This window comes from Arthrobacter sp. MW3 TE3886 (assembly GCF_041262145.1).
In the GTDB taxonomy this organism is placed as follows: Bacteria; Actinomycetota; Actinomycetes; order Actinomycetales; family Micrococcaceae; genus Arthrobacter.
On the sequence record NZ_JBGCAN010000001.1, the window covers coordinates 2,647,377 to 2,667,619 of the forward strand.

The window sequence follows — 20,243 nt, forward strand, 5'->3', positions numbered from 1 at the left end:
GCGGTGTCCGCTCAGTAGTTGGTGAGCAGGGTGTCCAGCACCCGCGCACCGAATTTCAGGGAGTCCGCGGGGACCCGTTCGTCGACGCCGTGGAACATGCCGGTGAAGTCGAGCTCGTCCGGAAGCATCAACGGGGCGAAGCCGTAGCCGGTGATGCCGAGCCGGCTCAGGGACTTGTTGTCCGTGCCGCCGGAGAGCGTGTATGGCAGTACCTTGGCGCCCGGATCCTCGGAGTGCAGGGCGTCGATCATCGAATCGACGAGGTTGCCGGCGAACGGCACCTCCAACGACACGTCGTTGTGCACGTAGCTGATGTCCACGCCGGTGCCGGCGAGTTCGCGCACGATTTCCAGCACCTGCTGTTCCTGCCCGGGCAGGGTCCGGCAGTCGATGAGGGCCTCGGCCGATTCCGGAATGACGTTGTGCTTGTAGCCGCCTTTGAGGAGGGTGGGGTTGGTGGTGTTCTGCAGTGTGGCGCCGACAAAGCGGGCCACCGTGCCGAGTTCCTTGAGGATCTTGTCCGGATCATCGGGATCGAATTCGACCCCCGTGAGTTCGGTGACGCCGTCGAGGAACTGCCGGGTGGTCGGCGTGAGCTCGATCGGCCAGTTGTAGGCACCAATCCGGGAAACCGCGCCGGCAAGCCTGGTCACGGCGTTGTCGGTGTTGATCTGGGAGCCGTGGCCTGCGCGGCCGTGGGCCACAAGGCGGAGCCAGGAGAGGCCCTTTTCCGCCGTCTGGAGCAGATAGGTGCGCTGGCCGCCGATGGTGGCGGAGAATCCGCCGACTTCGGAGATCGCCTCCGTGGCGCCTTCAAAGAGTTCGGGCCGCTTTTCGACGGCGTAGCGGGCGCCGTAGGTGCCTCCGGCTTCCTCGTCGGCGAAGAACGCGAAGATCAGGTCGCGCTTGGGCTTGCGTCCCGTGCGGGCGAAGTTGCGCAGCACGGACAGGATCATGGCGTCCATGTCCTTCATGTCCACGGCGCCGCGCCCCCAGATCAGGCCGTCCTTCAATTCGGCTCCGAAGGGGTCAACCGACCACTGTTCGCGCAGGGCCGGGACGACGTCCAGGTGGCCGTGGACCACCAGGGCGCTGGCGGAGGGGTCCTCCCCCGCCAACCGGGTGACCACGCTGGCGCGGCCGGGGGCCGCTTCGAAGATTTCGGCGTCCAGCCCGACTTCGGCCATGAGCCCGGCGGTGTATTCGGCGGCCGCGCGTTCACCGGGGCCGGAGCCGTCGCCGTAGTTGGACGTGTCGATCCGGATCAGCTCCTGGCAGATCCTGACGACCTCGTCCTCAGGCCTGGTTTCGGTCCGGTTGTCAGTCATAGCGGCTCCTCGTGGCGGGTGGCTCAATTGCTTGCTTCAGCCTACCCACACCACCCCCGCGGACCCCGATTATTTGTTTCCGGAAAAGTCGTGCTAGAGTCTTTCTCGCTGCTTCCGAGAAAAGCAAAACGCTGAAAGGCGAAACGAACTCGGAATTACCACCTGCGCGGGTGGCGGAATGGCAGACGCGCTAGCTTGAGGTGCTAGTCCTCGAAAGGGGGTGGGGGTTCAAGTCCCCCTCCGCGCACAAGGGAAAACCCCTGGAATCCAAGGATTCCAGGGGTTTTTTTCTGTTCTCACCCATGCGGACTCAAGCTCCTCGCTCCCCCGCACGCCGGAAACGGCAAGGACCGTTCCGTCACGGACTACGGGTTATCCAGTCGACGATCCAGACAACTGCCATCCCGGCCGGGACGAGGGCTGTTGTAGCGAACGGCTTCCCTCATTTGGCGGCCGGCAGCGTTGTTCCTGCGCGTTCGCCGACCTTGCCGTCGGCGGTGATGCCGAAAATTTCCAGAAGGACGTCCTTGCCGCGCCGGATGTCGGTGACCGTGACGGAGCGGGCAGACTTTTCGATGCGGCCAACGGGGACGCCGTTGACGGCCACCGCCCAGGAAGCAGCCGTCGGGTCATCGGACTCCCAGGTGAGCTTGACGTGCGTGCCGTCCGCGGAGACGACCTCGGCCTTGACGGTGGCCGGTCGGGCCGGCCGGACACCCCAGGGACCGACAGAGCCGATGTGGACCGGGGTCTTCAGAACGTTGGTGCTGCCGAGCGGGCTCGAGACCCGCAAGATCATCTGACCTTCGAACGTCGCAGGGTAGACGTGTTTGAGGACTGGCGACGTTGTGGTCTTGTCGAAGGTCCCGTCCCCGTCCAGGTCCCATTCGTATGTGCCGATGGTGCCCATGGAGGATGAGGCGTCGTAGGTGATCTCCTGGCCGGGCACTGCCCAGTAGCCGTTAATCGGCAGTCTCGCCTCGACGTCGAGGTTACTGCCGCCCAGGGGGATGGTGTTGACCTGAAGGCTGCCGCCGGCGGCTTGGCTTGACTGGATTTGGTCCGAAGGGGTCTGGCTGGCCACTGCCGGGCTTGCCGGCGAAGAGGTGCCGGGCGCCGCTGCCTGGGCCGGGGAATCCGTCGATGCGCTTCCGACCGGCGCTGCCTGTCCGGGACCTTGTGCGCAGCCTGTGGCCAGCATCAGCGATGCCGCCGCGATCGTCCACCCTGGTGTCCTGCACTTTCCCATGAACTCCCCCACTGATCGATGTTTGTACAACACAACATGCGCAATACCGACGACCGCTTAGCGGAAGTGTGTCGCCGCACACAGGATAAGCATGGGAGAAGCCACATACTGCGGATTCCCCCCACCCCGGCTAGGTCCTAGCCAATGTTGAGGGCGGGCACCGGTCAGGCGGCAACCCGGGATCCACGTCGTTCCCCACACCTCCACTGCGGACCCGCTCCCGAAAATGGCTAGCCGGCCGCCCGCCGGGGTGTGGGTTCAGGTACCGGCCGCATCATGCGAACAGCCCCGCCGGAATCCCGGCGGGGCTGTTCGTGGTGGTTATCGTGCGTTGTGCCTAGCCCACGTGGATGGATGGCCGGAGTGCCTGGTCGGGCTCGGTCTCGCGGAGGATTTCGCGCACCAAAGGCGCGGTGTCGCCCTCGCCCAGGAACAGGTACCGCATGAGGTGGCCGACGGGGTTGCCTTCGGACCACTCGAAATAGCACTGGGGCTTCGTGCCGGTCGAGTCGCGCATGGCCAGCAGGACCGCTGCGATCGCGTTCGGCACGGCCGGGGACTTCACCCGCAGCACCCGGTAGCCGTCCACTTCGACGCCTTCGACCCGGAGCGTGTGGCTGAACGCCGAAGGATCGGAGATTTCCACCTCGAGGAAGATGACATCCGCCGGGCCCGGGACCGGGTTCAGCCCGCGCTGTTCGTACTCCTTGTCCGCGTACTCAGCCTTGTCACCGGCCTGGCGTTTGTTGGCGATGACGTTCAATTGACCGTCGAAGGCAATCGAATCGGTGATGAACTGCCGGGCTGCCTCGTCGAACTCGATGGTTTCCAGCCGCAGTTCGGTGGTGCGCTGCACCCGGGAGATGAGCGAGACGACGATGATGCCGGCGATGAAGAACGCCGAGATCGCAATGCCGTCGGGCTTTTCGATGACGTTGGCGCCCAGTGCGTACAGCAGGACCAGGGTCAGTACACCGAAGCCGATGGTGCCGGCCCGGCTGTGCCGACGGATTGCGGAGACCGTCACGGCGACGGCTCCGGAGACCATCATGGCCAGGATGCCGGTGGCGTAGGCCCCTGCCTGGGCGTTGACGTCGGCGTTGAAGGCGATGGTGATGCCGACGCTCAGCACGGTGTAGACGATCACGACCGGGCGGACCGCCCGGCCCCATTCCGGTGCCATGCCGTAGGCCGGCAGGTACCGGGGCACGATGTTGATGAGCCCGGCCATGGCGGAGGCCCCGGCGAACCAGAGGATCAGGGCGCTGGAAATGTCGTAAACGGTGCCGAACCCGGCGCCGAACAGGTCGTGGGCGAGGAACGCCAGGGCGCGGCCGTTGGCCTGTCCGCCCTCCTCGAACTCCTGGGCCGGGATCATGACCGTGGTGAGGAAGCTGGTGGACATCAGGTAGACGCTCATGATGGCCGCCGCCGTGGTGAGCAGCTTGCGGGTGTTCCTGACCCGGGACGCCATGACCTGCTCCGGGCTGTCGCCGGTGGCCTTGATCAGCGGCATCATGGAAACGCCGGTCTCGAACCCGGACAGGCCCAGGACCAGCAGCGGGAAAGCGATGACGGCAGGGCCGATCAGGTCCATGGGGCCGCCGCCGGCGCTGGCGAACAGCCGATCGGTCCAGCCGGCGATCAGGGACGGTTCGGAGAGGACATGTGCGAATCCTGCGGCGACGACGGCGGCGTTCAGGAGCAGGTAGATGGCCACGAGCGGGATGGCGACGCCGACGGCCTCGTTGAAGCCGAGCAGGAACACCCCGCCCAGAATCAGCAGCAGGATCACCGTGATGATCACGGCGCTGCCTTTCAAGCCCTCCGGGACGATCGGATTCTCCAGCAGGTGCACCGTCGCGTCGGCCCCCGAGAGGGTGATGGTGATGATCCACGAGGTCGCAACGAACCCAAGCAGCAGCAGCACGAAGAACTTGCCGCGCCAGAACGGGAGCAGCTTCTCCAGCATGGCAACCGAGCCCTGCCCGTGCGGGCTCTCCTGCGCGACCCGGCGGTACATGGGCAGCATGCCCAGCAGCGTCAGGGCCACAATGAGCAGGGTGGCCAGCGGCGACAGGGCACCGGCGGCCAGGGCCGCGATGCCCGGAAGGTAGGACAAGGTCGAAAAATAGTCGACGCCGGTCAGGCACATGACCTTCCACCAGGCGTTGGGCTTGTGATCTTCCTCGGCCTCGGGGCCGGCGGGTGCGACCTGGTTGGCCAGTAGCCAGCGGACCAGGGGCTTGCGGTCCGGGCGGTCGGCCTGCTTCAGGTCGACTTGGGCCGGGACGGCGTGGTCAGAAGTGGTCTGCATCGGATCTTTCTGTCGGTGGCCGGGCGTCTGCCGGGCAGGGGCAAGTCGTAGGAACCGGTCAATTGTAGTGCCGGCTCCCAGTGCCGGCCGTCAGCTGCAGGCAGTGTCCGGAACGGCGAGCCTACCGCGGCTCAGGTTCGGGCAGGTCAGTTGCGGGCAGCTCAGGTTCGGGCAGTTCGGGCCCGGGCCGCTCTGGCCCGGGCAGCGGGTCCTTGCCGGACCATGTCTTGACGACGGTCCAGGTGACGGCAGTGACCGGCACGGCCAGCAGCGCGCCGACAATGCCGGCGAGTATGGTGCCGGCCGCCAGGACGAGCAGGATCGCCAGGCCGTGGATGCTGAGGACTTTGCCCATCAGGACCGGCTGCAGGAAGTGGTGTTCGAGCTGGTTCACCCCGATGACCACGGCCACAACGATGAGCGCCTGGGCCAGCCCGTTGGAGACCAGCGTGACGGCAATGGCAAGGGTGCCTGCGACGGTGGCGCCGACGATCGGGATGAATCCGCCAATGAAGATGAACACTCCCAGCGGCAGGGCCAGCGGCACTCCCATGATGGCGAGGGTGACCCCGACGACGAGACCGTCAACCGCGGCCACCATGGCGGTGCCGCGGACATACCCGCCCAGGACGACGGTACTGCGGTCCGCCGCCAGGTGTGCCCTGGCGCGGTGGTCAGCGGGCAGCATGCCAATAAGGAAGGCCCGGATCTCGGGGCCGTCCTTGAGGAAAAAGAACAGGGTGACCGCCATCAGCACCCCACCGGTGAAGATCTCCACCACGGTGCGGGCACCGGTGAGGGCTTCTGCACCGAACGTGCTCGAGGTGAAGAACTCCCGCACCGAGTCCGTGAGGGCGGTGATCTGTTGGTCGCTGACAGGGACAGGTCCGTGGTTCAGGAATGAGTGCAGTTGTTCGACCCCGGCAGTGGCGCGGGCCGTAAGCTCGCCCCACTGGTTGGAGACCAGAATGACGATGCCGGCGATGACGCTGCCGAAAACGGCGAGAATGGCCACGAACGAGGCAACCACCGCGAGGGCGCGAGGCCAGGCGTGCCCCGTGAGCCAGCGGACCAGCGGGGAGATTGCCGCGGCAAGGATAACGGCGATCAGGACCGGGATGATGACGAGCGGGATGCGGCTGGCGGCCCAGATGATCGCCCACGCGAGGGCGGACACGGCGAGGACCTGGACGGAGCGGATGCTCGCGCGGCCCAGTCCGTCCGACCAGATGGCCGGCATTCCGCTGCGGGGTTCGATCATCGGTTTCTCCCGGCGTTCGGACGCGGTGGCTAGGTCCAGCGCAGGGGTTTCGGCCTGGACTGTTGCCACGCATCATAGAACCGCAAGCGGGCCTCGTTGCCGCGCTGCTGTTCCAGGGCATGCAGGCGCCCGTAGGTAAATCCGCTGCCGGAGCCGTCCGCGGCCTGCCGAGCCAGCACCAGCAGGGTTGCCCGGGTGACGACGCTGTCCTGGAAGTCTCCGAGTATCTCCTGGATGCCCTCCGCGGCCCGGGCAAGGTTTGTTGCCTGAGTGCCGAAAATGGGGGTAGCCGCCTCGGCGGCATAGCGCAGCCGCTTGGCGCTCTTTCGAACTTCATGCAATGCGGCATCCTGCGGGGTCCCGCCTGCGCCGCCATCCAGGGACCGGACCGCCGCCTTGAGGCGTTTTCGTTCCGCGGAGACGAGCCGGCCAACCGTCCCCGGCGCATCATTGCCCGCACAGGCGTTAAGCGGAGGTACCGCAAGGAAGGCATCGAGGGCATCGAGGAGGCGGAAGTAGCGGGTGCTGTCCAGCGCTGCCAGGCCGGCGGCACGGCCCTGTTGCTGGACGGTGCCGAGGTGCTCCTGGATCTGCTGCGCAACGGGTCCGATCAACAGCTCCGGAGGTTCGGCACCGATCATGTCCTTCAGCCGGGCGCGGATGACCTCGGCGTCCCGGGCCTGGCCCACAGTACCGGCGAGCCACTGGAGCTCGCCCCGAAGGAACCTGGCCGACGTCGTATCTGTGAGCTTTCGGAAGGTGGCCAGTGCAGACCGTAACCGGCGCGCGGCGACCCGGAATTGATGCACGGCATCGGGCGCATCGACCCGGACACGAGGATCATGCAGCTTCACGGCGCGTACCTGTTGGGATAGATAGGAGAGCATGACGTCCGAAGCCGGCCCGCTCCGGCTGGGCTTTGGCGCCGTGCCGGGATTCTCCGGATAGTCCGGTCCGAGCGCCCGGGCGAGCTTGGACGGGAGGGCGGCGACGGTGACTCCCTCTGCGGCGAACAGAGCGTCAGCGTCCTGGAGCAGCTGTCGGGGGCCGTCGGCGAGTTCCAGCTGCCATTCCCGCCACCGCGACGGTTCCGCGGGGGTTAGCAGGGATTGCGCCTCGACACGGTCGTCACTGAAGTGGGCAAGGACGGCGCCGTCGGCGGCGTACAACGGCGTCAACCTGCGGCTGGTCCTGATGCGTGCAACCGGCACCAGCGCGTGGCTGCGGGTGTGGACAAGCACCAGCTGCCGCAGATTTTCCGGCACGGCATCCGGATCGCCGCCAAGCGGCTCCCGTGTCTCCCGGCGCTCCCCCGCGGCGACCGGGAGTTTGAGGTGCCATCCGTCATCCGGACCGCCGGACCGGCGGCGCAGGGTGATCCGCTGCGCGGCCAATGCCAGAGCTTTGGTATCAAAATAGACGGCGTCCAGCATTTCGTTTGCGGATTGCCCGGCGCGATCCACCCCCGGGATTGATGCCAGTGGCGGGAGGGCGTCGGATTCCGAAGGGCTGTACTTGTGTTCGACCTCGATCGCGTCGGCGGCCATGCTTCATTCTAGGAACTCCCCCAGGCGCCCGGCGTGTGCCCAAAGGCCCCTATCGCAGGAGACTGTCACGGGAACGGGGTGCTGGGGACGGGCGGCCGTCCTGGACCGGGACACGGCCCTCCAGAAGACACACACAGACGCGGCGGGGTGCGGCCGGAAAATAGACTTGCCCGGGCATGCAGCGGCGAGTAACTTTCGGAGCAGTGGGCCGGCGGACCGCTGGCCCCCTGCGAGAGGACCGCCATGCCAACCATAATCGGCCACCACGATGTCAAGGACAAGGATCATTGGCTTGCCTCACCGAAGCGCGAAGAGGTGTTCGGTCCACTGGGGATCACCAACATTCGTACGTTCGTCAACCCCCAGAACCCGACGCAAGTCGCAGTGATGATGGATGTTCCTGATGTGGATGCCCTCATGGCCGCGATGCAGAATGACGTCATGGGCGAGGCGATGGCCTACGATGGCGTACTGCCCGAGACCCTGGTCATCCTCGTCGAGGCCCAGCCCTAGCTGTACCCGGGCGGAGACCGCCGGCGGTGCAAGCGGATGTGGCGAAGCTCCGGTCAAATAGCGGTTGACCGGAGCTTCGGGTCCATTATGGGCAGTGCTTCCTGTGTATTGGCCGGGAAAAGGCTGACCGCTAGTGGTTGAGTAATTCGCCCATGAGGGGCGCCTTGCGGACATCGTCGGTCAGGGGGCTCAGCCCCCACACGTCCTCGATGGTGTGCAGCAAGGAGTAGTGCGAGTAGGCGGCATTGGATGTGAAGCCCTTCCGCGCCGCCGGGCCGGCGAATACCGTAGCCACCCGGTTGTCCTCTTTGCTGCCCTCATCCCATGTGAGCACGAGGAGTGAGTTCTGCGTCGTGAAGGCAGGGGACCCCAGGATTTTGGGCACTTCGCGGGCGAGCCAGTCGTCTCCGGTGCCGATGGGACAGTCGTGGGTGTCGTTGCACATGTCCGGGCTGATGAAAGAGTAGTCCGGCAGGGAGGACGGGGACTGCAGGTCCTGCCCCAGCCGGCTGTACGGCACAACATGGTCCGAGCAGGAGGCCTTGTTGCCCGTCACGGCAGGGTAGTACATGAACGGATTGTGCTTCACCGCATACCGGTGGGAGTCATGCGCGGTGCAGGCCGCGGGCATGCCCTCGGCGTACATTTTCCAGGTCCTTCCGGATTGGGTGATCTCATCGGCGATGGAGCGCACATCGGCGGTGCAGGAGTTCGGTTTGCAGTCGCTGGTGATCCCCGCGCTGGTCCCGCTCGTGAGGGCCAGGTAGTTGGGCAGGCTCGGGTGGGTGATGGCCCGGTAGTTGGCGGCCACTGAAAATTGCGCCGCAAGCTTGTTGAAGTAGCCCGCTTCGCTGGCACCCATGATCTGTGAGGCCGCCTTGTTCTCCTGGACGATGACTACAATGTGCGCGATCCCGCTGCTGGCCAACCCGCCCGGCGCGGGGTGCGGGGCCGGCTGCGCGAAATACGGGGACGGCGGCGGGGTTGCAGGGGGCGATTCGGTCGGTGTCTCGGCAGGCAGGGTCTCGGCCGGTGGGGACCCGGCGGTTGGGGACTGCGAGGGCGGGCCGGTCTGGAAGGGCTGCGCCGGCGTGCACCCCACCAGCAGCATCGCCAGCGCCCATCCGGCGGCCAGGGAGAGTCGGCCGATCCGCGTCATCGGTCCATGCTAGCGGCCGGTATTGGTGCGGCCAATGCTGTCTGCATTCACGGTCTCAGGCCAGGCTCAGGTCAAGGAACTGCCCGCGCCCGGTTCAGTGTTCAGGTCTCGACTCCCCCGTGTCGGGTCAGGCTCCGGGATGCAGCGCACCGCGGACGGCGCCCAGCAGGGACAGGAACCGCTCGTTGTCCGGCAGGTCATCGATCAGCACCACCCCCTCGGGAGCGGCCAGCGGAATGCGCCAGTTCGGGTATTCGGTGCTGGTGCCCGGCTGGTTCTGGGTCCGGGTCTCCCCCACGGCGTCGACCAGCGCCACTCCCAGCAGTGCTGACGGGGCCAGCGCCGTGTAGGCGTACAGCGCCTCCACCGTGGTCCGCACGTCCGTGCCGGTCTCCGCCAGCAGGCCGCGTGCCCGGACCCGGGCCAGCACTGCCTCCTGCTCGGCCGCGGCCTCGGCGCGTTCTTCCGCCACGGGCCGGCGCAACAGCCCGAGCGATTCGCGCAAAGTGACGTGTTCACCGGCGAGGTAGCCCGCCGTCGGGGGCAGATCGTGGGTGTTGACGCTGGTCAGGCATTGCTCGCGGTAGTCCTCCGGCGGAATCGGGCCGTCGGCGTCGTGTTCGAACCAGAGGATCGACGTGCCGAAGATCCCCCGCTCGGCCAGGTAGCCGCGGACCCATGGCTCGAACACGCCCAGGTCCTCGCCGATCACGATCGCACCGGCCCGTTGCGCCTCGAGGGCAAGGATGCCGATGAGAGCCTCGTGGTCGTAGTGGACATACGTGCCGCTCTCCGGTCCTGCGCCCTCGGGGATCCACCACAACCGGAACAGGCCGAGGATATGGTCCACCCGGATGCCGCCGGCGTGCCGCAGGACGGTACGGAGCATGTCCCGGTAGGCGGCATAGCCGGATTCGGCGAGCCGGCCCGGATGCCACGGCGGCTGCGACCAGTTCTGGCCCAACTGGTTGAACATGTCTGGAGGTGCACCAACGCTCACGCCCCGGGCAAGAACGCCGGCGAGGGTCCAGGCGTCGGCACCGCCGGGTTTTACGCCGACGGCGAGGTCATGGACGACGCCGATCCCCATCCCCGCCTGGCGTGCCGAACGCTGGGCCGCCTCGAGCTGCTGGTCGCAGAGCCACTGCAGCCAGCTGTGGAATTCGATTCGGGCTGCCAGCCTGGGCCGCTGTTCAACACAGTAGGGCGACGCCGGGGATGCCGCCGCTCCGGTCCATTCCGGCGCCGACGGCGGCAGCTCTTCGGCGAGCGCCGACCAAAGCGCAAAGTCTTCGAGTCCTTGCCCCTGCTCGGCGCAGAAGTCGGCGAACTGCCGGGTGCGGGCCGGGCCGCGGCGGACCGCAAACACGAGTTCCAGGGCCGAGAGCTTCGCCGCGTAGCTGGCGTTGCGGTCCAGGAGGTCCCGGGAACGGTTGGCCGCCTGCAGGCCCTCGGCCAGGCGTGCCACTTCGGCCCGGCCGGCAGCGTCCAGGTAGCCGTATTCCGGGATTTCCTCCACCCGCAGGTAGAGCGGGTTGAAAAAGCGCCGCGTCGTGGGCAGGTACGGGGAATCCTCGACCGGCGGCACTGGTTCGGCGGCATGCAGCGGATTGACCAGCACAAACCCCGCCCCCTGCTCACCGGCAACCTCGGCGAGGTCGCTGAGATCGGCGAAGTCGCCAATCCCCCAGGACCGGGAGGACCGCACCGAGTACAACTGGGCCGTCAGTCCCCAGATGCGGCGTTCCTTGAGCAGGGCCGAGGCACGGAGCCGGCCTGGCGTAACAACCAGCGGACACTGCGCCGCGGTGCCTTCGGCGTCGGCTCTCAGGGTGTGCCAGCCGAGGCCGAGGCTGCCGGGAATGGCGAACGTGGCACGTCCGGTGAGGACGCCGTCGACGTCGACCGGCTGGTCCCAGTTCTCCCGCTGGGCCACCTCGTGGCTGCTGCCGTCCTCGGCGTCGATCCAGACGCGGACGTCGCTTCCGTGCGGGACGTGGACCTCGACGTGGGTCTCCTGTCCCTCCCTCACTACCAGGACCGGGGGCAGGATGCGCCGCCAGGGTGCCAGCCGGGACTCTGCCAGGGAGCGTTGCTGCTCCTGGGGCCCGTTGGCGGGGACCCCGAGGGCCGCCAGCACGTCCCGCAGGGTCCCGGCGGCCACGGAACGCTGCACTCCGTCCCAGCCCCAGTAGCTGGTGTCGACGCCGTAGGCTGCGGCGAGTTCGCGCAGGAGTGCGTCGGCCGTATCAGCGTCCCCGGCCCGCACGGGACTTCCCGGTGCCGCGGTGTTGCCGGTGTCTGCAGGATTATCGGGGTTTGGACGGTTCTCGGGATTTGCGGGGGTCTCGGGGTGCGTCTGGTCCACCATGCGCCCACTCTAGACGCTGCCCCCACCGCCCGCGCCCTTTCCGTGGATGTGGGAATCATCTACCAGTTCTTTGGGTCCCTCGGCGGCTCCCGGTGCGGACGGGTCCTTCGGCCCGTTTAGGCGCCGCCACAGCGACCGCGCTAGCCTTGAACCCTATGGTTGACGTCGAACGGTTCCGGATCCTCCTGCGCGAGGAACGTGACCGCAAGCTTGCCCTCCTGCCCGCTCTCCGCCGGGACATCACCTCGGTCAACGCGGCCCGCCTCGACTCCAACGTCGACGATGAACACGACCCCGAGGGCACAACGATCGCCTTCGAACTGTCCCAGGCATCCGCGCTCCTGGAACAGAGCAGGGCTTCGCTGCTGCAGATCGATGCCGCCCTTGCCCGCCCTGGACGAGGGCACTTACGGAATCTGCGCTGTATGCGGCACCCCGATCCCCGGGGACCGGCTGGAAGCCAGGCCGTGGACGGCGTATTGCATCGCGCATGCCTCGGGTAGGGCATGATCCGGCCCGGCCTGCTGGGGGAACCGAACCTCGCCCTGACATGGTGGGAGCGGATCGTTGCCGGATTCACCCACGCGTCCAGCCCGCACGTGGGCAGCACTGAGCTCGTGGCGGTGATCCTGCTGGCAGTGGCCGTCTCCCTGCCCCGCCTGTCCTGGCGCTACTTTGGCCTGCTCGCCACCGTGACCCACGAACTCGGCCACGCGTTTGCCGCCCTCACCACCGGCCAGCGGCTCGGCGGCATCCGGCTTGGCCTGGACCACTCCGGTACCACCACGACGTACAGCAGGAGCCGCCTGTCCGCCGCCTGGTCGACGTTCTGGGGTTACCCCGTGCCCGCCGTCGTCGGGGCAGCGATGGTCTGGTGCGGGTTCAACGGCTGGGGGCCGGCCGCGATGTCGGTGGGCACGCTCATCCTCCTGGCGTCCTTCCTGTTCCTCCGCAACGGCGTCGGCCTCCTCATCACCGCCGCCGCCGTGCTGGCCTCGGCGCTCCTGGTGCTCTTTGTGCCGCCGGTATTCAACGGCCACGTGATGATTGTGCTGGGCCTGGCGCTGCTGGTCGCTGCCGTCAGGGACCTCGGCAAACTGGCCAACGTCCATCTGCGGCACCGTGACAGGCTCCCGACGTCGGACGCCTACCTGCTGGCCCGGGCCACCTCCGTCCCCGCCGCGGTGTGGATTGCCCTCTTCGCCGCGGTTGTGGCCGGCGCCTGGTGGTTTGCCTGGCAGCCGATGGCGCCCGTGTTCACGGCACTGTAGTTAACAGCAGCGTTCGGGCCGTTCTCTTCCCGGCCTTAGGCTGGGACCATGAGCCAGAGTACCCACACCGACGATCCGGGATTCAGCACCAAGGGCGCGTACGTGACCGGCGGCGAGGAATTCACCCGGGATACGAACTACATTGAGGACCGGATCACCCGGGACGGCGCCGCGGGCCCCCACGGCGAGCCCGGCTGGCCCGTGGAACCTGGCCGCTACCGCCTCATCGCCGCGCGTGCCTGCCCGTGGGCCAACCGCACAGTGATCGTGCGCCGGCTCCTCGGCCTGGAAGAGGTCATCTCGCTCGGCCAGCCCGGCCCCACCCACGACGCCCGGTCCTGGACGTTCGATCTCGACCCGGACGGCAGGGATCCCGTCCTCGGGATCGAGCGCATCCAGGACGCCTACTTCCGGCGCTTCCCCGGCTACCCCCGCGGGATTACCGTCCCGGCGATCGTGGACGTACCCAGCGGGCAGGTAGTCACCAACAACTTCCCGCAGATCACGCTCGACTTTTCCACGGAGTGGGCGCAGTACCACCGGGCCGGCGCGCCGGAGCTGTACCCGGAGCACCTGCGGGAAGAAATCGACGCCGTCAATAAGCGTGTCTTTACCGAGGTGAACAACGGCGTCTACCGCTGCGGCTTCGCCGGTTCCCAGGAGGCCTACGACGCCGCCTACGATCGGCTCTGGACGGCATTGGACTGGCTCGAGCAACGCCTGGCGGGCCAAAGGTACCTGGTGGGTGACACGATCACGGAGGCCGACGTCCGGCTGTTCACCACACTGGCCCGCTTCGATGCCGTGTACCACGGCCACTTCAAGTGCAACCGGCAAAAGCTCAGCGAGATGCCGGTCCTGTGGGCCTACGCGCGCGACTTGTTCCAGACGCCAGGGTTCGGTGACACCACCGACTTTGTGCAAATCAAGCAGCACTACTACATCGTGCATGAGGACATCAATCCCACCGGGGTGGTCCCCCGCGGGCCGGAACTGGGCAACTGGCTCTCGGAGCACGGCCGCGAAGCCCTCGGCGGCCGGCCGTTCGGCGACGGCACGCCTCCCGGACCGGTCCGGGCCGGCGAAGAGGTCACCCCCGGACACGGCGCAGCCTGATGTCGACGGCGGCCGTCTCGGCTGGGTTTGCCGCCCCCGGTTTCACGGGTGTGCGTGAGCTCTTCGACGCCTTCCTTTGTGAGGATCCGGGCTACAGCGCGCAGCTGGCGGTCTACCACCACGGCACCCGGGTGCTGGACCTCTGCGGCGGACCGGGATTGGCCCCTGGCGAGATCACGGGCACCTACTCCTGTTCCAAGGGAGTCGCTGCCTTCGTCATCGCCCTCCTCGTCCAGGACGGCCGGCTCGACCTCGACCGCACCGTCGCGTCCTACTGGCCCGAGTTTGGCGTCCACGGCAAGGACCGGCTCACCGTGCGGCAGGCCCTTTCCCACCAGGCGGGGCTGCCCGGCGTCGTGGGCGGTATTCCCCTCGCGGAATTCACGACGCCGGCCGCCGCACGGCGTCTCGCGGCCGCGGCGCCGCTATGGCGCCCGGGCACAGCCTTCGGCTACCACGCCCTGACCCTGGGGATCCTGATGGAGGAGCTCTGCCGCCGCGCCTCGGGGATGACGCTGCAGGGGCTCTACGACGAACGCCTCCGCCGCCCGTGGGGGATCGACTTCTTCCTGGGCCTGCCCGAGGACCAGGAACCGCGGTACCGCGAGGTGCTTTACGCCCCTGACCCGGCCCAGCCGTGGCTGGACCCGCTCAGCCTCGACGGGCTGAACAGCAACGCGCCGGTCAGCACCGTCATGGAACTGCCCAACCATCGCGTGGTGCGCGCCTCGGGCATGAGCGGCGCCGGAGGCGTGGGGTCAGCTGAAGGGCTGGCCAGGCTCTACGCCGCCGCCACCACCGGGGTGGACGGCAGCCCCGCGTTCCTCGCGCCGGCCACCATCGAGCTCATGGCCGCGGAGCAGGTCTGGGGACTTGACCGGTGCTCCGGGCAGGACAACGCCTTTGCCGTCGGGTTCATGAAACCCCAGCCGGGGCGGAACTTCGGCAGCCATCTGGCCTTCGGGCACGAGGGCGCCAGCGCGGCCCTAGGCTTCGCGGATCCCGGCTACGGCCTCGGGTTCGGGTATGTGCCCCGCCGCAGCGAGGAGGGCCGGACCGCCGGCCGGGCCCAGCGGCTGTCCGCGGCGGTGCGGCGGGCCGCCCACTCCGCGTCCTGGGCGTGAAGCTGCAGGCTCCTGCGGCGCGGCAACGGGTTCGTCCATTTGTAGCAGCAACCACACGGCCCTAGGGTGAGCCGGGATGGCCAATCCAGAAAAGACAACAGAAAAGCCCCCCTCCGCGCTGCGCATTCGGGCCCATAGCGTGGCAAGCGGCATCGCGGCAGCGCTAGTGTGGCCGCGGCTCCAGCTGGCTCTTAAGGCGGCGCTTGCCGCGGGCATTGCTTTCGCGATCGCTCCCTTCATGCCGGGCTCGGCGGCCGAGTATCCGTACTACGCCCCGCTCGGCGCCTTGGTGGCCATGTACGAGAACGTCGCCGGCTCCATGCGCCAGGGCCTGCAGGCGCTGGTCGGTCTGGCGATCGGGGTGGGACTGGCGTTCATGCTGTTCAGCCTCGGCTCGCCGTCGCCGTGGACGGTCGCGGTGGTCATGGGCCTGGGCGTGGTCCTGGCCGGGTTGCCGAAGATCGGTTCGGGCCGGGACTGGATCCCGACGGCGGCCCTCCTGGTCCTGCTGGTCGGCGGCCACAACCCGGACTCATTCTCGTTCGGGTACCTTTTCCAGATGGCGGTCGGCGTCACCGTGGGTATCGTCGTGAACCTGCTGGTCTTCCCGCCACTGCACTTCCGGGCCGCGGCGCTGAGCATCGTGGAACTGCGCCAGGCGCTCGCCCAGCAACTCTGGGACATGGGCAAGGCACTCAAGGAAAGCTGGCCGCCGGAGCATGTTGACTGGTCCCGGCGCTCGGAATCGCTCGCCGCGCACGCCCGCTCGGTGCGGCTCGCCGTCGAGAAAGCCGACGCCAGCCGCCGGGCCAATCCCCGCCGCCGGCTGCATCCGCGCGACATGAACCTCGACTACCGCAACTTGCGCGACCTCGAGCGGCTCACGTTCCACGTGCAGGACGTCACCCAGGTGCTCTCGGACGTCATCTGGGCCGAGGACACCCCGTTCGTGATCCCGGACGAATACGCGGCACCCCTCGGTGACGCCATGTCCGCCGTCGGCGACGTGCTGCGAGCCACGGAGGAGGACAACCCGGATCGCCAGACCGAGCTGGCCCGCACCGCCGACGCGGCGATCAACGAGCTCACCGCCAGGCTTGCCGCCGAACAGCACAGCAAGGACGCCCCGAGCGCGGTCGAATCCATCCTCTTGAGCCTCCACCGCATGCTGCGTGTGGCCACGCCCGGGCGGCCGGAGGCCAAACCGGCCACGGCGCCGGCAGACTAGGAAAGAACGCACTGTCCGCCGGCGAGGCGGGCCCGGCCGGTCTGTCCGGGCCCGGGCGGCACCGCGCCCGCCGGCTAGGTCAGCGCCGCCACAGAGCCGCTGAAGTGCCGGCGCCCGGACAGCGGGTTCCACGCCACATAGTCCGAGCGCTGCCACGCACCGCCGTCGGCCTGCACGGTGCTGATGTCGAGCGCCACGCGGGCCGGCAGGAACACGGGCGCTTCGAAGGCCACCTCCCAGCTGAACGAATCCCCCCGGACGGCACCGACGTCGGCCAGCGCACGGGAGGCCAGGTACATGCCGTGGGCAAGGGACCGCCGCTGTCCGAGGGCCTTGGCAGTCAGGACGCTCAGGTGGATGGGGTTGAAGTCCCCGGAGACAGCCGCGTAGGCACGCCCGGTATCGACGCCCAGCTGCCACATGGCCGTGGGATCCGGCACGGAAAACGGCGGCGGCGGCACGGCCACCGAGGCCTTGTCGATCCCCGGTAGGAACATCCCCTTGGCCAGGTACGTTGAGACCCCGCGCCAGCGGACGTCTTCCTGCCCGGCGGCACGGACCTCCGCGACGACATCCAGCTGCGTACCGGCCCGGTGCCCGCGCAGGTTCTCCACCCGGGCCCGGATATCCAGGGCCTGGGTGAACAGGACCGGCGCGGACTGCACCACGTTGTTCGTCAGGTGGATCATGCCCAGCAGGGGCAACGGAAAATCGTCCCGGTTCATCACGCTCATGGCCAGCGGAAACGCCAGCGCATGGATGAAGCCGGCCGGGAGGACATCGCTCGCGCTCTCGCCGATCAGGTGCTGGTAGGCCGTCAGGTTGGCGACGTCGGCCTTCACGCCACGGACCTCGTGGGTGTAGGCCGGCAGTTCGGTGCCGCCGTGGGTACCCAGGACCCGGCGCCGCGCCGCGGCGGCCGCCGCGTTGACATAGAGCTTGGACAGTGCGGGCATCTCGCCCAGGATGACGGTCTGGGATCCGCTCATGCGCCGACCAGGTTCTGCCCGCAGACGCGCAGCACCTCCCCGGAAATCCCACCCGCGGCGTCGCTGGCCAGGAACGCGATGGCCTCGGCGACGTCGCCCGGCTGGCCGCCCTGCTGCAGGGAGTTGAGCCGGCGCGCCACTTCGCGGGTGGCGAACGGGATCCTGGCGGTCATCTCCGTTTCAATGAAGCCCGGCGCGACGGCGTTGATCGACCCGCCGCGCTCGCCGACCAGCGCCGCCGTGGCGCGGACCATGCCGATCACGCCGGCCTTGGACGCGGCATAGTTGGTCTGGCCGCGGTTTCCGGCGATCCCGCTGGTAGAGGCCACGGACACGATCCGGGGCGAGTCGCGGAAGTGCTCCGACGCAAGGAGGGCCTCATTGATCCGCAGCTGCGCGGCGATGTTGACGGCGATCACGGCATTCCAGCGGCCGGCGTCCATGTTGGCCAGGAGCTTGTCCCGGGTGATCCCGGCGTTGTGGATCATGATGTCCAGCCGGCCGTGCCGTGCCGCGGCGTGGTCGATGATCCGTTGGCCGGCGTCTTCGCGGCTGATGTCCAGCTGCAGGGCCGTCCCGTGGACCTCGTTGGCCACTGCCGCCAGATGGTCCCCCGCCGCTGGAATGTCGACGAGAATGAGCGTGGCGCCGTCGCGGTACAGGGTGCGGGCAATCGCTGCCCCGATTCCGCGCGCGGCGCCGGTCACGACGGCCACCTTGCCGGCCAGCGGCTTCTCGACGTCGTCGGGCAGCTGACCGGCGCCGGAGCTGACGGTCAGGAACTGCCCGTCCACGAACGCCGAACGGCCCGAGAGGAAGAACCTCAACGCCCCCAGCGCTGCCGGGCTCGTGGCCCGGGTGCCGTCGGCGAGCAGGATGCCGTTGCCGGTGGCTCCGGCGCGGAGTTCCTTCGCCAAAGACCGCAGGAGACCGTCCACGCCCTGCCTGGCAGCCGCCGTTGCCGGTTCCGTCGCCGAGCCTGCCGTGCGGGAGACGGTGATGACGCGGGCGTTCGGGGCGAGGTCACGCAGCGATACGGCCGCGGTGAGGACCGGTTTCTCAAGGTCGCCGGGGTGGGCCAGCTCGTCCAGCACCAGGATGATGGCGCCGAGCTTTTCCTTGGGGATCGCGTGGCGGCGGACGTCGAGGTTCCAGTCCAGCAGGGTGGCGGCGAGCTCGTCGGCGCCGCCGGTTGATCCCTGGACCAGGACCGGTCCGTCGATGAGGGGGCGGCCGGGCTCGTGCCGGCGGAGGACCGCCGGCTGCGGGAGGCCGAGCCGCTTGGCGAGGTCCTTGCCGAGTCCGTGGCTGACCAGCCGGGTGTACTTGTCGCTCATCCGATTCTCCCTAGAGTGCTTCGAGGATTGCGACGACGCCCTGGCCGCCGGCGGCGCAAATGGACACAAGGCCGCGGGCCGGGCGCCCGTTGACCTGGCCCTTGTCGTGCAGCATTTTGGCCAGTGAGGCCACGATCCGGCCGCCTGTGGCCGCAAACGGGTGTCCGGCGGCCAGCGAGGAGCCGTTGACGTTCAGCTTGGCCCGGTCGATGCTGCCGAAGGCGCCGTCCAGGCCCAGGCGGGTGCGGCCGAATTCCTCGTCCTCCCACGCGGCGAGCGTGCTCAGCACCGTGCCGGCAAAGGCCTCGTGGATCTCGAAGAAGTCGAAGTCCGCGAGGGTGAGATTGTGGCGCGCGAGCAGCCGGGGCACGGCGAAGGCCGGCGCCATGAGCAGTCCGTCTTTGCCGTGGACAAAGTCGACGGCCGCAGCCTCGCCGTCGATGACCGCGGCGAGCTTGGGGAGGTCATGGGCGTCGGCCCATTCCTCGGACGAGAGCAGCACGGTGGACGCGCCATCGGTCAGCGGGGTGGAATTGCCGGCCGTCATGGTCGCTTCGGCGCCCAGGTTCTTGCCGAAAACGGGCTTGAGGGTGGCCAGTTTCTCCGTGCTCGTGTCGGCGCGCAGGTTGGAGTCGCGGCTCAGTCCCCGGTACGGGGTCAGGAGGTCATCGAAGAAGCCGGCGTCGTAGGCCGCGGCAAGGTTCCGGTGGCTGTTGAAGGCGAGCTCGTCCTGGGCCTCGCGGGTGATCTTCCACTGCGCCGTGGTCAGCGCCTGGTGCTCGCCCATCGACAGGCCGGTACGCGGCTCCCCCGTGTTCGGGGCATCAGGGGCCAGATCCTTGGGACGGAGCCGGCTGAGGACCTGCAGCTTCCGGGACACCGTCTTGGCGCGGTTGAGGTCAAGGAGCACCTCGCGGAGTCCCTCACTGACGGCGATGGGAGCGTCAGAAGCGGAGTCGACGCCGCCGGCGATCGCGGAGTCGATCTGGCCCAGCTTGATCTTGTTCGCCAGGCCGAGCACCGTCTCCAGGCCGGTGGCGCAGGCCTGCTGGAGGTCATACGCCGGGGTCTCGGCAGAGAGGGCCGAGCCGAGCACGGCTTCCCGGGTGAGGTTGAAGTCCCGGGAGTGCTTGAGGACCGCCCCGGCGGCCACTTCTCCGATCCGCTCGTCCTGAAGGCCGAAGCGGGCGATCAGGCCATCCAGGGCGGCCGTGAGCATGTCCTGGTTGGAGGACTTGGTGTACGCGCCTCCGGTCCGGGCAAACGGGATGCGGTTGCCGCCCACCACCACCGCCTTGCGGAGTTGCGCCGGGACCGCGCCGACATGCTGTGTGGCCTCGGCGGCAGCTGATGCGGTGGCGGGTGCGGCGGCGGCTGGTTGGGGGCGGGGCACTGACTGTCCGTTGACGGACATGGGCTGTCTCCTTCGATCA

15 protein-coding genes, 1 tRNA gene and 1 pseudogene are annotated in these 20,243 nt (G+C 68.3%); 7 read left to right on the top strand and 10 right to left on the bottom strand.

Translation table 11 applies throughout. From position 1 onward, the window contains the following. Window positions 1–11 precede the first annotated feature (11 nt). Window positions 12–1,328, bottom strand: a complete 1,317-nt coding sequence (locus tag ABH915_RS12035) for a M20/M25/M40 family metallo-hydrolase (RefSeq protein WP_018772922.1) — start codon at window positions 1,326–1,328, stop codon at window positions 12–14. A gap of 164 nt (window positions 1,329–1,492) precedes the next feature. Between ABH915_RS12035 and ABH915_RS12040 the strand changes: the two genes are divergently transcribed. Next, a tRNA-Leu gene (locus ABH915_RS12040) sits at window positions 1,493–1,575 on the top strand. A gap of 195 nt (window positions 1,576–1,770) precedes the next feature. Here ABH915_RS12040 and ABH915_RS12045 read toward each other — a convergent pair. From ABH915_RS12045 to ABH915_RS12060, 4 genes are all read right to left on the bottom strand, one after another. After that, complete coding sequence (locus ABH915_RS12045) at window positions 1,771–2,412, bottom strand: PKD domain-containing protein (protein WP_370121521.1); 642 nt, start codon at window positions 2,410–2,412, stop codon at window positions 1,771–1,773. Window positions 2,413–2,914: 502 nt separating this feature from the next. Next, on the bottom strand, window positions 2,915–4,894 hold the full coding sequence (locus ABH915_RS12050) for an amino acid transporter (RefSeq protein WP_370121524.1): 1,980 nt from the start codon (window positions 4,892–4,894) through the stop codon (window positions 2,915–2,917). Between the two features lie 121 nt (window positions 4,895–5,015). Beyond that, entirely contained in the window at window positions 5,016–6,224 is a 1,209-nt protein-coding gene (locus ABH915_RS12055) for an AI-2E family transporter (RefSeq protein ID WP_370121527.1), read from the bottom strand. Beyond that, window positions 6,185–7,702, bottom strand: coding sequence for a CHAD domain-containing protein (locus ABH915_RS12060; protein ID WP_370121529.1), 1,518 nt, complete (start codon window positions 7,700–7,702; stop codon window positions 6,185–6,187). The genes ABH915_RS12055 and ABH915_RS12060 overlap by 40 nt, the downstream gene beginning before the upstream one ends. A 243-nt stretch (window positions 7,703–7,945) precedes the next feature. On the opposite strand from ABH915_RS12060, the gene ABH915_RS12065 reads away from it, so the two are divergent. Beyond that, window positions 7,946–8,215: a hypothetical protein gene (locus tag ABH915_RS12065; RefSeq protein ID WP_370121532.1), complete on the top strand. Its 270-nt coding sequence runs from the start codon at window positions 7,946–7,948 to the stop codon at window positions 8,213–8,215. A 130-nt stretch (window positions 8,216–8,345) separates the two neighbouring features. Here the strand turns inward: ABH915_RS12065 and ABH915_RS12070 are convergent, their stop codons facing one another. Next, entirely contained in the window at window positions 8,346–9,374 is a 1,029-nt protein-coding gene (locus tag ABH915_RS12070) for an alkaline phosphatase family protein (protein ID WP_370121534.1), read from the bottom strand. Window positions 9,375–9,501: 127 nt separating this feature from the next. Beyond that, window positions 9,502–11,745, bottom strand: coding sequence for a 4-alpha-glucanotransferase (gene malQ / locus ABH915_RS12075; protein ID WP_370121537.1), 2,244 nt, complete (start codon window positions 11,743–11,745; stop codon window positions 9,502–9,504). A 155-nt stretch (window positions 11,746–11,900) separates the two neighbouring features. Between malQ and ABH915_RS12080 the strand changes: the two are divergent. The 5 genes and pseudogenes from ABH915_RS12080 to ABH915_RS12100 all read left to right on the top strand — a co-directional run bounded on the left by ABH915_RS12080 (window position 11,901) and on the right by ABH915_RS12100 (window position 16,484). Then, window positions 11,901–12,255: pseudogene (locus ABH915_RS12080) on the top strand (TraR/DksA family transcriptional regulator). Beyond that, window positions 12,252–13,016, top strand: a complete 765-nt coding sequence (locus ABH915_RS12085) for a M50 family metallopeptidase (RefSeq protein ID WP_370121540.1) — start codon at window positions 12,252–12,254, stop codon at window positions 13,014–13,016. Before ABH915_RS12080 ends, ABH915_RS12085 begins: the two are co-directional and overlap by 4 nt. Before the next feature lie 48 nt (window positions 13,017–13,064). Then, entirely contained in the window at window positions 13,065–14,132 is a 1,068-nt protein-coding gene (locus tag ABH915_RS12090; RefSeq protein ID WP_370121542.1) for a glutathione S-transferase family protein, read from the top strand. Beyond that, window positions 14,132–15,256, top strand: coding sequence for a serine hydrolase domain-containing protein (locus tag ABH915_RS12095; RefSeq protein WP_370121545.1), 1,125 nt, complete (start codon window positions 14,132–14,134; stop codon window positions 15,254–15,256). Before ABH915_RS12090 ends, ABH915_RS12095 begins: the two co-directional genes overlap by 1 nt. 76 nt (window positions 15,257–15,332) lie before the next feature. Then, complete coding sequence (locus ABH915_RS12100; RefSeq protein WP_370121547.1) at window positions 15,333–16,484, top strand: aromatic acid exporter family protein; 1,152 nt, start codon at window positions 15,333–15,335, stop codon at window positions 16,482–16,484. Between the two features lie 74 nt (window positions 16,485–16,558). Here ABH915_RS12100 and ABH915_RS12105 read toward each other — a convergent pair whose 3' ends face one another. From ABH915_RS12105 to ABH915_RS12115, 3 genes are read right to left on the bottom strand one after another with little or no spacing between them, the layout of a single operon-like run. After that, window positions 16,559–17,473, bottom strand: coding sequence for a MaoC family dehydratase (locus tag ABH915_RS12105; RefSeq protein WP_370121549.1), 915 nt, complete (start codon window positions 17,471–17,473; stop codon window positions 16,559–16,561). Next, window positions 17,470–18,810: a 3-oxoacyl-ACP reductase gene (locus tag ABH915_RS12110; protein WP_370121552.1), complete on the bottom strand. Its 1,341-nt coding sequence runs from the start codon at window positions 18,808–18,810 to the stop codon at window positions 17,470–17,472. The genes ABH915_RS12105 and ABH915_RS12110 overlap by 4 nt, the downstream gene beginning before the upstream one ends. 10 nt (window positions 18,811–18,820) lie before the next feature. Then, window positions 18,821–20,224: an acetyl-CoA C-acetyltransferase gene (locus ABH915_RS12115; protein WP_370121555.1), complete on the bottom strand. Its 1,404-nt coding sequence runs from the start codon at window positions 20,222–20,224 to the stop codon at window positions 18,821–18,823. Between the last annotated feature and the right edge of the window lie 19 nt (window positions 20,225–20,243).

Excerpts from the sequence above, each read along its gene's own strand:
- ABH915_RS12035 (WP_018772922.1), bottom strand. The coding sequence starts at position 1,328 with ATGACTGACAACCGGACCGAAACCAGGCCTGAGGACGAGGTCGTCAGG.
- ABH915_RS12105 (WP_370121549.1), bottom strand. The coding sequence starts at position 17,473 with ATGAGCGGATCCCAGACCGTCATCCTGGGCGAGATGCCCGCACTGTCC.
- ABH915_RS12085 (WP_370121540.1), top strand. The coding sequence starts at position 12,252 with ATGATCCGGCCCGGCCTGCTGGGGGAACCGAACCTCGCCCTGACATGG.
- ABH915_RS12065 (WP_370121532.1), top strand. The coding sequence starts at position 7,946 with ATGCCAACCATAATCGGCCACCACGATGTCAAGGACAAGGATCATTGG.
- ABH915_RS12100 (WP_370121547.1), top strand. The coding sequence starts at position 15,333 with ATGGCCAATCCAGAAAAGACAACAGAAAAGCCCCCCTCCGCGCTGCGC.
- ABH915_RS12060 (WP_370121529.1), bottom strand. The coding sequence starts at position 7,702 with ATGGCCGCCGACGCGATCGAGGTCGAACACAAGTACAGCCCTTCGGAA.
- ABH915_RS12070 (WP_370121534.1), bottom strand. The coding sequence starts at position 9,374 with ATGACGCGGATCGGCCGACTCTCCCTGGCCGCCGGATGGGCGCTGGCG.
- ABH915_RS12110 (WP_370121552.1), bottom strand. The coding sequence starts at position 18,810 with ATGAGCGACAAGTACACCCGGCTGGTCAGCCACGGACTCGGCAAGGAC.
- ABH915_RS12095 (WP_370121545.1), top strand. The coding sequence starts at position 14,132 with ATGTCGACGGCGGCCGTCTCGGCTGGGTTTGCCGCCCCCGGTTTCACG.
- malQ (WP_370121537.1), bottom strand. The coding sequence starts at position 11,745 with ATGGTGGACCAGACGCACCCCGAGACCCCCGCAAATCCCGAGAACCGT.
- ABH915_RS12090 (WP_370121542.1), top strand. The coding sequence starts at position 13,065 with ATGAGCCAGAGTACCCACACCGACGATCCGGGATTCAGCACCAAGGGC.
- ABH915_RS12050 (WP_370121524.1), bottom strand. The coding sequence starts at position 4,894 with ATGCAGACCACTTCTGACCACGCCGTCCCGGCCCAAGTCGACCTGAAG.
- ABH915_RS12115 (WP_370121555.1), bottom strand. The coding sequence starts at position 20,224 with ATGTCCGTCAACGGACAGTCAGTGCCCCGCCCCCAACCAGCCGCCGCC.